The sequence below is a fragment of the Rhodococcus sp. APC 3903 genome, assembly GCF_030407755.1.
Lineage (GTDB): Bacteria > Actinomycetota > Actinomycetes > Mycobacteriales > Mycobacteriaceae > Rhodococcus_F > Rhodococcus_F erythropolis.
Map to the genome: position 1 here is coordinate 134,468 of NZ_JASDCV010000014.1, position 12,852 is coordinate 147,319.

Here is a 12,852-nt window from a genome sequence, read left to right on the forward strand (position 1 = left end):
CCATGACCACCGCAACCTTGCCCACATTGACCGCCGGAACCTGGGTCATCGACACCGTCCACTCCACTGTCGGATTCTCGGTTCGCCACCTCATGGTTTCCAAGGTTCGTGGAACGTTCGACGAGTTCTCGGGAACGATCACCGTTGCCGAAGACGGAACCCCCGCCGTCGAGGCCGAGATCTCCGTGGACTCCATCAACACCAAGAACGAGCAGCGCGACGGCCACATCAAGTCCGCTGACTTCTTCGACGTCGAGAAGTTCCCGAAGGCCACCTTCAAGTCCACCGCAGTGCGCTCCAAGGGCAGCGACTTCGTCCTCGCCGGCGACTTCACGCTCCACGGCGTCACCCGCGAGGTCGAGCTGAACCTCGAGTTCAACGGCGTCAACCCGGGCATGGGCCAGGGCCCCGTCGCCGGATTCGAAGCCACCACCGTCATCAACCGCAAGGACTTCGACATCTCCATCGAGATGCCCCTCGAAGGCGGCGGAGCAGTTGTCGGCGACAAGATCACGATCACCCTCGAGATCGAAGCCGGCCTCCAGGCCTAACAGCACTGTGCGCCCTTATTAACCGCCCGCGGTTAATAAAGGCGCACAGTCGTATGGTGTGAGCGTGAAGAAGTACGCACCATTCCTGCTGATCGACGCCATTCTTGTCATAATCTTCTGCGCGATAGGGCGCCGTACCCACGAAGAAGCCAATGCGCTCGCCGGTCTGGCGAAGACATCGTGGCCCTTCCTGACCGGCCTGGTGATCGGATGGGCTGCCACGTTCGCGCTGTACCGCGACAAGTTCAACGCCGTTCTCCTTCTTCCCACCGGCATTGTCGTTTGGCTCGGCGCCGTCGTCATCGGCATGATCCTGCGAGTGTTGAGCGGCCAGGGCACCCAGTTCAGCTTCATCGTCGTCGCGACGCTGGTCCTCGGCGCGTTCCTTCTCGGTTGGCGCGCACTCGCTCCGCTGGTAGCGAGGATCCGCACCAAGTCGTAACCAAACTCCACGGCTCGGAACCACCCGAAATGCCCGAGCACGTAGGACACTTTTCGAATGAGCAACACTACGGAGCCCGTCGAACGTAGCGAGAAAGAAGACCGGGGGTTCTTCGGCCAACCCTTTGCGCTGGCGAACCTGTTCGGCGTCGAGATGTGGGAGAGATTCTCCTTCTACGGGATGCAAGGCATCCTCATCTACTACCTGTACTACAGCGTCAGCGACGGCGGCCTCGGCATCAGTCAGGCGGCAGCGACCAGCATCGTCGGCGCATACGGCGGCACCGTCTATCTGTCGACGATTCTCGGCGCGTGGGTGGCCGACCGACTTCTCGGCTCCGAGCGCACGCTCTTCTACAGCGCTTCGCTGGTGATGGCCGGCCACATCGCCTTGTCGGTTCTTCCTGGCATGTGGGGTGTGGGTGTCGGCCTGGTCATGGTCGCCTTCGGCAGCGGCGGCTTGAAGGCCAATGCGACCTCTCTGGTCGGAGACCTATATTCCGAACAGGACAATCGCCGCGACGCCGGATTCTCCATCTTCTACATGGGCATCAACATCGGCGGTCTTGTCGGTCCACTGCTCACCGGAGCCGTCCAGGACGCCTGGGGATTCCACGCCGGTTTTGCTCTCGCCGCCGTCGGCATGGCTCTCGGCCTGATCCAGTACACGCTGGGTCGGAAGCATCTTCATGGAATCGGAGCCGAGCCCGGCAACCCGTTGCCTGCAGACAAGCGCGCGCTCTACATCGGGATCGGCATTGCCGCGATCGTCGTAGTCGCAGTTGCCTCGATCACCGGTTTGATCACCGCGGACAACATGTCCGACGTCGTTGTCGGACTCACGATCGTCGCTTCGGTCGGTTACTTCCTCCTCATGCTCACCAGCAAGAAGGTAACCAAGGTCGAACGCAGTCGAGTCTTTGCATTCATCCCGATGTTCATTGCGAGCGCGGCCTTCTGGTCGCTGTTTCAGCAGCAGTTCACCACCGTGCCGGTGATCTCCGACAAACTCCTGGACCGCAATCTCTTCGGTTGGGACTTCCCGCCGACGTGGGTGCAGTCGATCAATCCGGTGTTCATCATCATCTTTGCCGGTGTGTTTGCAGCGATGTGGACAAAACTCGGTGACCGTCAGCCGTCGTCGCCGATCAAGTTCGCGCTCGGTACCGGCACGATGGGTCTGGCGTTCCTGGCATTCATCCCGATCACCGGTGGCGGACCGAACAGTGCACCGCTCCTCGGCCTTGCCGGAGTGCTTCTGCTCTTCACCTTCGCGGAACTCTTCCTGTCCCCCGTCGGCCTTTCCCTTGCAACCAAACTCGCGCCCGAGCATTTCCACACCCAGATGGTGGCGTTGTTCTTCTTGTCCGTTGCATTGGGTTCTTCGATGGCGGGAACCTTGGCCGGTTACTTCGACATCGACGACAGTCGTCCGTTCTTCCTGATCATCGGTTTCTCGTCAATCGGAATCGGAGTACTTCTTGCTCTTGCCTCGCCCTGGATCAAGAAGCTGATGCAGGGCGTGAAGTAGGCGGTCTCACTTCACCCACAACCACAGAGCCAGCACGAATCCCGCTATCGCTACTGCCACACGCAGTACCGATGGCGGGATTTTCTTGACTACGGGCGGGCCACACCAACCTCCGGCCAACGCTCCGAGCGCCATCGCCAACGCGGCCACCCAATGCACCTGTCCGGAGAAGGCGAAGATGAGTGCAGCCACAAGATTGGCAATGCCGAGAAAGAAGCTCTTCAGGATCGTTGCACGCCACACCGTTTCGGAAGTGAGGATGAGCGTCGCGGCCAGGAAGATGACGCCGGCACCAGCACCGAAATAGCCGCCGTAGACCGCGACGGCAAACAGTGCGGCCGAGTAGATTCCGGGACGGTCACCGCCGCCGGACAACTCACGAATCTTCGGTTGCAGTAGCAGCGCGAGCGAGGCGAACACAACCATCGCCGGCACAACGGATTCGAACGAACCTTCCGGTGCCAGCCACAGAATCAGGGCACCGGTGATGCCACCGGCAGCCGAATAGAGAGACCAGCGAACAAGTTTCGGACCGGTGTCGGCAACTTCACGGGACGAGTTCGCCAATGCGCCGACGCCGACGGCCACCAACGCGACGGTATTGGTCATGTTCGCGCTGACCGGCGAAAGCCCGACGCTCAGCAGCGCCGGATACGAAACAATCGATGCGAGACCGGTAACAAAACCGACTAGACCGCTGAAGAATCCCGCTACGACGAGGAAAAGGAAATCGAGCAGGTTCACGAACCAGGAATCTACCCGCGGTGCCTGGTACTACTTGTCGGCAGGCTTGCCGAGTTCCTGGAAGAGCTTGTCCGTCATCTGCATTGCTCGATCGCCGCCGTCGGCGTCTGCGACGAACACTGCAAACGCGAAGTCTCCGCGCGATCCGTAGAACCAGCGATCGTCACCGCTCGCTGCACCGGCCGCCATCATGTCCGGGTACCCAGCCAGTCCGCCGGCCCCTCGCATGGCGTCGCGCAGACGATTGTTGACGTCGCCGGGCAATGCCGTCGGCGTGACGTCGGCGGTAGCCGGTTGTCCGAAGACCATCATCGGCAGCGGGGCACTGCCGCGGGCGATCGATGCCGCGAGCATCGCCATTCCGAACGGAGTCACTGTCGGCGCGTCCGAGTCGTTGGACGTCTTGTTGGCCATGACGTTGTTCATCGCCTGGTCCACGCCGGGGCGGTTCGCGGCAAGTACTGCCGTCTGCTGATCGAGTCCCTGAATGTGGAAGCCGTTGCCGAGTCCGAGTTGCTGCCCGGTGTCGGCCAACTGTTCGGGGGACACAGATCCGGGGTCGACGCCGTTCTGCATCGACGATGCGAGGCGGACCAGATCGAGGGCGCCGCCGGCCGGGCGCAACCCGGTGAATGCGATCGGGCCCTGTTCGATGGCCTGATTGTTCTGTGCTGCAGCCAGAATGGCGCCGTCCGACGGGCGGATCGCGACGATGGCGGCGGGAGTACCTGCACTGACGACGGCTTCGATCGCAGCGAGTTGAGCGTGCGAGTCGAGGGTTGCGGCGACGTCGGGGCCGGGAGGTCCTTGGAAGCCGGCTTGTTTGATCGGGAATCCGTTGGACTCCACCAGGTTGACCGCCCAGCCGGCGGTGGCGTCGCGATTGGCCTGCCACACGGCCCGCAGCGGGTCCAGGAGCGGCGAGTTGATACGACGATCGGAGGCGATCAGCTTGGGTGTCTTGACCACGACGACGCCGGGGATCGCAAAATCGCTTTCCAGGTACGCGTAGTCGGGATCGCGGAGCAGTACGGCGGTGACGGGCTTGCCCGGGTTGGCCGCGAGGTCGGCCAGCATCGACTCCGAGGTCACCAACGGTGCGACGGGCTCGAGAACTGCGGCGAGGCGACGAGTGGTGTCGACGGGGTCCGGCATGGTCGTCGGGTCGAGAGTGATCGCGTTGATGGTCTGCTCGTTCATGAGCAGGGTGCCCGTGCTGTCGACCACCTTCGGGGGCGCTGCGTCGGTGCGGGTGTACGAGACGGTGCGCCCGTTTCCGAGGTCGGGAACCAGGACTGACGGGTCCCAGGACACCCGCCAGCCGACGGAAAGATCGCGAACCTCGCCCTGTGACTGGTAGCTCCAGTCCTTGCCTTCGCCGAAGTTCCAGGACGCGTCGAGTGTGAAGAGTCCGGAGTCGCTACCCAGATCCATGACCTGAGCGACGTCGAAGTCGGTGGACTTGGCGGCCAGTCCGTCGAACATCTGCTGGATCGAGGGGCGGGCTGCGTTGGGGTACGACGTGAGCGCCGCAGCAGCTTCGGCGTCGTGGTTGTTGAGGGCGGTGACGAAGTCTTCCACCACCGAAGCGGCGTCGGTTTTCTTCTCCCCACCGATGACACATGACGCGAGCGCCACTGTCAGAATGACAGCAGTTATCGAAGCAACGACATATTTTCCACGACGGTTGTGCTGTCCTCCGGGCCCCATGCATGTAACTCTTTACTTCTGTCACACGAGTAACAAGCACGGGATGCCTACGAACGTGTCACGGTTGAGCTACGACGGCGTGATCCAACTGCAACGGAAAACAGGTTTCAGCGCAGAAAAGTGCCCGCTACCTGCACCGCAGGCGAAGAGCTGTCCGCGCCGGCAATGAACACCGCAAATGCGAGATCTCCCTTGATTCCGACAAACCACCCGTGTGCTGGACCACCTTCGGTTTCGGCCGTACCGGTCTTGCCCAGAAGCCCCGGAATGTCCTGCAACGACGTTGCCGTACCGCCTGTGACGGTCTCGCGCATCATCACCCGCAACTGTTCGGTCACCTCGGTGGGCGCCGGTGCCACGGTCTGATCTGCCACGCCGGGCTGTCCCTTGACCAACATCGGCGCGGGTGTCGTCCCGTTGGCGATCGAGGCCGCCACGAGAGCCATCCCGAAAGGCGTGGCGGTCACCGTGCCCTGTCCGATCGCGGACTCGACGCGTTCGGCGGGCGTGTTCGCGTCGGGGACGTTGCCCGTCACCGTCGTGAGGCCCGGGGTGACGTAGTCGACGCCCAGCCCGAACTGCAGAGCCGCGTTGTGCAGAGCATCGGCAGGCAGACCCACGGCCATCCTGGCCATGGTGGTGTTGCACGACTTCGCGAACGCGGTGTGCAGCGGAACCGATCCGAGGTCGAACTCGTCGTCGTTGGGGATCTGACGGCCCTCGATGTTCTCGGTACCCGGGCACGCCAGAACGGTGTCCGGTGTAGCGACGCCGGCTTGCAGCGCCGCGGAGGTCGTCACGGTCTTGAACGTGGACCCCGGTGGGTACAGGCCGGTCAACGCAATGGGGCCCTGTGCGTCGGCGGGGGCATTCTGGGCCACCGCCAACACCGCTCCGGTCGACGGCTGTAGCGCTACGATCGCCGCCTGTTGCGTCACCCCGGCGAGCGCGTTCTCGGCGGCGAGTTGCAGTGGTCGGTCGATGGTGGTCGCGATGTTCGGAGCGACCGGCCCGTCTTGGCCGGCGACGGTGGTGACGGTTCCGTTCTGCTTCACCTGCTGCACCGCCCAGCCTGCGGATTTGTCCTGCCCCTCCTGCCACAGATCGGACAGCCCACTGAACGTCGGCGACGCCAAAGTTTTGTCCACCGAGAGCAACCGCGCTTGCGGCGCCAAGCTCACTCCGGGAATCGCCGCCAACCGCTCTTCGATCGGTGCAAGATCCTCGGCACGCAAAGTGATTGCGGTGACCGGCTTCCCGTTCGCCGACGCAAGGTCGCCGCTGAGCGATGTCGCCGTGATCGTCGGCGCGACGGGCGAGAGCAGGGCGGCCACGGCTGCCGTGTCCACCGGAGGAACCGCAGCGGAATCCAGATTGACCAGCGTCACCACCTGCTGCTCCATGATCGGCTGACCCGCCGCGTCCAGCACGGACGGCGGCGCACCGGTCGTGGGCGTGTAGCGCAGAGTGGTCGAGGAGGTCAGGTCCGGGGCCAGCAGCGCCGGGTCCCACTGGATCAGCCAGTTGTCCCCGCTTTTCGACGCGTTTCCCTGCGTCGAGTAGTTCCAGTCCTGACCTTCACCGAACTTCCACGCCGCATCGAGTGTGAACGTCCCCGCAGAATCACCGGACTCGGTGGCGTCGGAGACGGTGAATGTTCCCTCGTCCTTGCCCAGCCCGTCGATCAGAGCCGAAATCGCAGTCGAGGCCGCCGCCGGATCGGTGGTCAGGGCTGCCGCCGCTTGCACGTCATCCGACGTGAGCGCGGAGGCGAACTCCTCTGCCACTGATTTCGGCTGGTCAGGGCCAGAACTGCAGGCAACTACCGATCCTGCGGCCAATACCCCCAGAGCCACGGCAGCCACGGGACGACGGAAAGTTCGGAAGCTCTGACGAGCGTGTGAAAGGCGCACGACTCCGATCATGCCCGAATTTGTGGCGCCGGTTCGACTAACGGTGTAATCATGTAATCAGTGCAATAAACGCAAGTCATGCTCCACCAGGTTTCCGAGGAGAACGCCATGAAGAACTCACAAAGCTCCGGCGACCGCAGGTTCGGCCGTCCCGGAGGTTGGCAACAAGCATCGGTTCCCGACGCGAGTGATGCGTCCGACTGGTTTGCCGGTCGACTTCCAGATGACTGGTTCACCGGGACCGCCGACGTCCAGGTCGACCGCGAAGAAATCGTCGTGATCGGCGAACTCCCGGCAGTCGACGGTGGCGAGGCCGCCGCGGACGGAAGGATCTCGCGCTTTCGCGAAACCACGCGCGCCGACCGGATGCGCATCGCCGACGAGGCCGAGGCTCGCTACGGACGCAAGGTCGCCTGGGGTGTACGCCTGGACGAAAAGACCGTCCTGTTCACACATCTCTCAGTTCCGGTGATGACACGACTACGTCAGCCCGAACGCAAGGTTCTCGACACCTTGGTGGACGCGGGAGTTGCTCGCTCGCGAGCGGACGCTCTCATGTGGACAGTCCGGTTGGCGGGCAAGCACAGCGAACAATGGCTCACGGAACTCCGCGAAGCAATGTCGAAGGTCGACGATCTTCGGTCCGAAGGCCCGAAAATCTGAGGACCGTGTGATTTTCAGTAGACCGAGACTTCAACTCCACGAGTAGCTTTCGGAGCACGATACCTTTCCAACAAGGTCTCACAGCCTCGAACCAGCACCGCGACGTCGGTCCCGATTGCCACGAATCGACAACCGAGACCGATCGCGAAGTCGGCCACGGCGTCCGACCCCGCCAAAGTTCCCACCGGAACTCCGATTCGTGTGCACTCGTCCACCACGAATCGAAATGCCTCCTGCACCTGCGGATGCAGCGGCTGTCCGAGATGACCCGACGTCGCAGCGAGGTCCGACAAGCCCACAAAGACAGCGTCGATACCGGCTGTGCCCGCAATATCGCCGATGTTCGCCACAGCGCCGGGGGTTTCGATCTGCGCGACGAGAGTTATTCCGTCCGCGGAATTTTCGAGGTAGTCGACATCTCTGTTCCATCGTGAGGCGCGAGCGAGGGCGCTACCGACGCCGCGGTTCCCGAACGGCGGATATCGTGTTGCGGCAACGGCATCCCTCGCCGCTGAACCGGATTCGACCATCGGCAGCAGTAGCGTTCTCACGCCGATGTCCAGAAGTCTCTTGATATCAACGGCGTCGGTGCTCGGCGGGCGCACGATCGGTTCGACCGCATCAGCTGCAACAGCTCGCAACTGATCCGCCACCGACCGGAGGTCGTTCGGACCGTGCTCGGAGTCGATCAACACCCAGTCGAATCCGGCCCCGGCGCATATCTCGGCAGTGACCGCTTCACCGAGCCCGAGCCACAAACCGAGGGCGGGAGCAGTATCGGACCGAAGCGCGACCTTGAACGGCTTGGTTGTCATTGTTCCCCTTGTCCGGTCTCGGCGAACCGACACGAGACGGTGCCGAGCGAGCCGTAGTCGATGTGAAAGGTGTCCCCCGGCTGCGCCTGGATCGGACGGGTGAACGAGCCGGCAAGAATCACGTGGCCGGCTTTCAGTCCGACACCGAGACGTCCGAGTTTGTTCGCGAGCCACGCAACACCGATTGCCGGATGATTCAGGACCGCGGCAGCTACTCCGCTTTCCTCGACAACTGCGTTTCGATAACAGAGCGCTGACACCCAGCGCAGATCGGTCTCGCTCGGTACCACCGGACGCCCACCGAGAATGATTCCGGCGTTCGCTGCATTGTCCGAGATGGTGTCGAACACTGTTCGTGTTCGACCTGATCCCGGGTCGACCTGCACGATCCGCGCGTCGATGATCTCCACCGCCGGAACGACATACCGCGTCGCGTCGAGTACGTCGTACAGTGTGACGCCGGGGCCACTGAGGTCCCGATCGAGGACAAACGCCAGCTCCACCTCCACCCGCGGAACAATGAAGCGCCCATGCGGTATCTCGGAACCGTCGGCAAAGAGCATGTCGTCGAGCAGTACCCCGTGGTCCGGTTCGGTGATGTTCGACGCCCGCTGCATCACCTTCGAAGTCAACCCGATCTTGTGGCCGATGATCGTCCTGCCCCTGGCAAGCTTTCTCGCGACCCATGCGGTCTGAATTGCATAGGCGTCGTCGAGGTCCATCTTCGGATATCCGAGTGAGAGCTGTCCGACCTGCACACCGGACAGCTCTGCTTGGTCGAGTTCTTCGGCGGCGGTCCGTATTTGACGTTCAGTCAGCATGACGCTCCTGCTGTCGAGATTTCTGGGGGAGGTGAGTGCAGCGATCCGCGCGCGAGACGCTTCCGCCGCATTGCCGCGGTCGGCCTGCAGACTTGTAAGCTCGATTCGTGGAAGCGACGGGAACAAATGCCGATCGGCGCGGCGCGACAGGAACAAATGCCGAGCGCAGCAAACGGACCGCTGATGAAGCTATGGAACCCGTCCTGGCAATGTTCGACCAGTACGGATCTGCCGACGACCCTGCCGCTGCTCGACTGGGGCTGCTCGCGCTGTGGCTGGCCGACGACATCATCGGTTCGGTGAACCGAAGCCTCGAACCGTTCGAGATTTCCGAACGAAAGCTCGACGTTCTGCTCATCTTTGCCGCTCAGGCGATCAGCGACACAGACGAGCCATACATGCGGCAGACACCGAGCGGCATCTCGGATTACTTCGGGATCTCCCGTGCCAGTGCAACCGGCGTCCTCGACTGGCTCGAGAAGCGCGAATTTGTCGAGCGCACTCGGACCGGGACCGACCGCCGGTCCACTCCCATCCAGATCACGGAAATCGGGAAAGGCACTGTCGCGGAGACGGTTCCTGCCTTCGAAGAGGCTTGCCGTGACCTCCTCGCTCCTCTGTCCGATCGAGACCGAAAAGACCTCGGCCGAATCCTCGGCAAGTGGTGGACTCATTTCAAAGATCCGGACACGACTGAAGGCTGATCGACCCGAGCGAGTCTGAACGGGTCGGAAGTGGTTGTGTACCAACCGCCACCGTGCATTCGCCCCACGAGATCGAGCGAAGCACCGTCGATGTGGCCTCGGCTCGGATCCAACACATGCTCGTCGTCGACATGTGCGGTCGTGATCTCGCCGACCACGATCGATCGCCCGTAGCCGATCGACAACGTCTGTTGTTCCACGCATTCCAACGAAACTGGTGCTCTTGCCAACCGAGGGGGCGCAATGCTCTGTGAAGCAACCAGTTCCAGACCCGCGACAGCCGTTTCGTCGACTGCGGCTGGATAGTCTCCGGCGGTGATATTCATACTCTCGACAGACTCGAGATCTACAAGATTGATCACGAACTCACCTGTGTCGCCGATATTTCGAGCAGTATCCTTCGGAATTCCCTCACGAGCGCCGATCCCGATGCACACGAGCGGTGGCGTTCCCGACATCAGATTGAAGAACGAGAACGGGGCGGCGTTCACCAAGCCCCTGACGTCCACCGTCGTGATCCAGGCTATCGGTCTCGGAACGATGAGGGAGGCGAGGAGGTTGTAGCGAGACTTCGGTGCCATCTCCCCCACGTCGAAAATCATTCGTTCGCACCGGCCGCAGGCTGGGCGCGCAGGCTCTTACGGCATCTGCACAATCCGACCTGGTGGAGTTCGACGAGGTTGCCGGCCGGGTCACGCACGAACAACTGCTTGAGGTCGGGCGAGGCGACGTTGTCCAGAGCAAAGTATTCAACACCGAGCTTGTCCAGTTCACGTTCGGCGGCCCCGATGTCAGCGACCGCGAGCGCTATGTGGTTTTCCACCGGATCCTTGCCCGGCCCCTTGCTGTAGGGCGAAGGTCCGTCGCTACCGAGAAGATGAATCTGCACGTCACTCGGAATATCGAGGAAGTAGCCATGAATACCGGGAATGTGCCAGCGTCCCGCATCCTGGGTCAAATTGAGAACGTCCCGGTAGTAGTCGCGGGTTCGGTCGGCGATGTCATTCCCCATTCCCAACCCGATGTGATGCAACTCGAGTACCTCTACGGCCATGATTTCCTCCCTGATACTTGCTCGAATATTTAGTATGGCAGCCATACCATCTGGCAGGCGTAACAATGCCGATGCGTTTGCCCATTGTCAAGATCACAAGGAGCCGGACTCGAATAACCCATTGCACCGCCAGGTCGACCGCGTTAGCCTGGAACACGAATCATTCCCGACAGAACAGGAAACGGGCCGTTGCTCCTCTAGAGGTTCATCACGCGAAGGCACTCGCACCCATCAGCAATTGCTGAGCCGGGCGCACAGTCCAAGCACCCTCTGGAGTACTCATGACCCAATCCCATCCTTCTCTGTCGCTCTCGGATCTCACCTTCATCTGGCCGGACGGCGAATCAGTCTTTTCCCGCACCAATTTTGTATTCCCCAGTGGCCGTGTCGGTCTCGTGGGACTTAACGGATCGGGAAAGTCGACTCTGCTGCGATTGATCGCGGGAGAGCTCTCACCGGAATCCGGATCCGTGACCGCTTCCGGCGAGGTCGGCTACCTCCGCCAAGACATCACACTCGATCCGAGTGTTCGGGTGGACGGCATCCTCGGTATCCACGAACTACGAAACGCATTGCACCGCATCGAAACCGGCGACGGATCCGAGTCCGATTTTGCACTCGTCGACAACAACTGGGATATCGAGGAGAGCGCTCTCTCCACCTTGCATCGACTCGGCCTCGAGAAGGTAGTTCCGGATACCGCAGCATTGAGCCGAACCGTCGGCACCCTCTCCGGCGGGGAGACCGTCCTACTCGGCCTGACCGCAACACTGCTGAAGAATCCGCAGGTGCTACTCCTCGACGAGCCGACCAACAACCTGGACCGCGACGCTCGATCACGAGTTCATGCTGCAGTCCAACAGTTTCCGGGAACCGTACTGATCGTCAGCCACGACCGGGAACTGCTCGACACCGCGGAGTACACGGTCGAACTACGTCGGGGGGATCTACGCGTGTTCGGCGGCAACTACTCGCACTACCAGGAGGTCGTGACCGCTGAGCAGGAAAACGCACTCGCCACTGTTCGCGACGCCAAGGCCGATCTGGCGAAGCAGAGCCGCGAGCTGATCGACGCTCGAACAAAACTGGACCGACGTAAGCGCTATGGGCAGAAGATGTTCGAGAACAAGCGGGTGCCACTGATTATCGCGCAGGAACGAAAACGCCAAGCCCAAGTTTCGGCCGGAAAGCTGGCCCTCAACCATATCGGGAAGGTGGACGAGGCCAAGTCCGCCCTGTCGGAGGCAGAGGAACTCCTTCGAGACGATCGCGAGATTCGCCTGGACCTTCCTGCTACAGAGGTTCATCCGGGGCAGCAGGTTGCGCGGCTCGCCGAGGTTACGTTGCGGAGCGGCCAAGGGGTATCGCTCCAGATCACCGGGCCGGAGCGGATTGCGCTACTGGGACGCAACGGAATCGGCAAGACAACATTGCTCGATGCACTCGCTGCGTCGACTCCGTTCGTAGCCTCTCGTGCGCTCCCCCAACGTCTCGACGTGTTCGACGAGAATCTCTCGGTGGCGGACAACGTCGCTTTGGCCGCGCCACACGCGACAGCCGAGGAAATTCGTGGGCAGTTGGCACGGTTCCTTTTCCGGGGAACGGATTCCGACGTGTTGGCTTCTGCGCTCTCCGGCGGTGAACGATTGCGCGCGGCGTTAGCGACGATCCTTCTGGCCGAACCCGCGCCCCAGCTGCTTCTTCTCGACGAGCCGACAAACAACCTGGACCTACCGAGTCTCGCTCACCTCACGCAGGCACTTTCCGATTTCCGCGGTGCCATGGTGGTGGTGAGTCACGATCTGCCGTTCCTGCGCGACATCGGCATAACGCGATGGATCAGCATGGACGAGAATGGTATTCAGGACATCGATCCCGAGTAGGCCGACGGTTGACGCTATCGGT

At 62.0% G+C, this 12,852-nt stretch carries 13 protein-coding genes; 6 read left to right on the forward strand and 7 right to left on the reverse strand.

Annotated features, from left to right (window positions below; genetic code table 11):
* The first annotated feature begins 2 nt into the window (after positions 1-2).
* The 3 genes from QMA15_RS20650 to QMA15_RS20660 all read left to right on the forward strand — a co-directional run bounded on the left by QMA15_RS20650 (position 3) and on the right by QMA15_RS20660 (position 2,523).
* The gene (locus tag QMA15_RS20650; protein ID WP_019747097.1) at positions 3-551 is read left to right on the forward strand and encodes a YceI family protein; all 549 of its coding nucleotides are present in this window, start codon (positions 3-5) and stop codon (positions 549-551) included.
* A 64-nt stretch (positions 552-615) separates the two neighbouring features.
* Positions 616-993 (forward strand): DUF3054 domain-containing protein, encoded by a 378-nt coding sequence (locus tag QMA15_RS20655; protein ID WP_030534655.1) that lies wholly within the window; start codon positions 616-618, stop codon positions 991-993.
* Positions 994-1,050: 57 nt separating this feature from the next.
* A complete protein-coding gene (locus QMA15_RS20660) occupies positions 1,051-2,523 on the forward strand; it encodes an oligopeptide:H+ symporter (RefSeq protein WP_019747095.1) in 1,473 nt (490 codons plus the stop codon).
* Positions 2,524-2,529: 6 nt separating this feature from the next.
* On the opposite strand, the gene QMA15_RS20665 is transcribed toward QMA15_RS20660, so the two are convergent.
* From QMA15_RS20665 to QMA15_RS20675, 3 genes are all read right to left on the reverse strand, one after another.
* Positions 2,530-3,267: a sulfite exporter TauE/SafE family protein gene (locus QMA15_RS20665; RefSeq protein ID WP_279163137.1), complete on the reverse strand. Its 738-nt coding sequence runs from the start codon at positions 3,265-3,267 to the stop codon at positions 2,530-2,532.
* Positions 3,268-3,297: 30 nt separating this feature from the next.
* A complete protein-coding gene (locus tag QMA15_RS20670) occupies positions 3,298-4,977 on the reverse strand; it encodes an NTF2-like N-terminal transpeptidase domain-containing protein (RefSeq protein ID WP_279163136.1) in 1,680 nt (559 codons plus the stop codon).
* A 107-nt stretch (positions 4,978-5,084) separates the two neighbouring features.
* The gene (locus QMA15_RS20675) at positions 5,085-6,902 is read right to left on the reverse strand and encodes a penicillin-binding transpeptidase domain-containing protein (protein WP_060938347.1); all 1,818 of its coding nucleotides are present in this window, start codon (positions 6,900-6,902) and stop codon (positions 5,085-5,087) included.
* Between the two features lie 96 nt (positions 6,903-6,998).
* Here QMA15_RS20675 and QMA15_RS20680 point away from each other — a divergent pair, with 96 nt between their 5' ends.
* The gene (locus QMA15_RS20680) at positions 6,999-7,553 is read left to right on the forward strand and encodes a hypothetical protein (RefSeq protein ID WP_238054137.1); all 555 of its coding nucleotides are present in this window, start codon (positions 6,999-7,001) and stop codon (positions 7,551-7,553) included.
* 14 nt (positions 7,554-7,567) lie between these two features.
* Here QMA15_RS20680 and QMA15_RS20685 read toward each other — a convergent pair whose 3' ends face one another.
* Positions 7,568-8,368, reverse strand: coding sequence for an HpcH/HpaI aldolase/citrate lyase family protein (locus QMA15_RS20685; RefSeq protein WP_290286201.1), 801 nt, complete (start codon positions 8,366-8,368; stop codon positions 7,568-7,570).
* Entirely contained in the window at positions 8,365-9,189 is an 825-nt protein-coding gene (gene hpaH / locus QMA15_RS20690) for a 2-oxo-hept-4-ene-1,7-dioate hydratase (protein WP_279163135.1), read from the reverse strand. Before hpaH ends, QMA15_RS20685 begins: the two co-directional genes overlap by 4 nt.
* 107 nt (positions 9,190-9,296) lie before the next feature.
* On the opposite strand from hpaH, the gene QMA15_RS20695 reads away from it, so the two are divergent.
* Positions 9,297-9,893 carry a MarR family transcriptional regulator gene (locus QMA15_RS20695; protein ID WP_097387812.1) on the forward strand — a complete coding sequence of 199 codons (597 nt, stop codon included), beginning with the start codon at positions 9,297-9,299 and terminating at the stop codon, positions 9,891-9,893.
* On the opposite strand, the gene QMA15_RS20700 is transcribed toward QMA15_RS20695, so the two are convergent.
* Entirely contained in the window at positions 9,860-10,495 is a 636-nt protein-coding gene (locus tag QMA15_RS20700) for a flavin reductase family protein (RefSeq protein ID WP_070386319.1), read from the reverse strand. The genes QMA15_RS20695 and QMA15_RS20700 overlap by 34 nt on opposite strands.
* Complete coding sequence (locus tag QMA15_RS20705) at positions 10,492-10,947, reverse strand: VOC family protein (RefSeq protein WP_019747088.1); 456 nt, start codon at positions 10,945-10,947, stop codon at positions 10,492-10,494. Before QMA15_RS20705 ends, QMA15_RS20700 begins: the two co-directional genes overlap by 4 nt.
* A 281-nt stretch (positions 10,948-11,228) precedes the next feature.
* Between QMA15_RS20705 and QMA15_RS20710 the strand changes: the two genes are divergently transcribed.
* Positions 11,229-12,830 carry an ABC-F family ATP-binding cassette domain-containing protein gene (locus QMA15_RS20710; RefSeq protein WP_020968570.1) on the forward strand — a complete coding sequence of 534 codons (1,602 nt, stop codon included), beginning with the start codon at positions 11,229-11,231 and terminating at the stop codon, positions 12,828-12,830.
* Positions 12,831-12,852 lie beyond the last annotated feature (22 nt).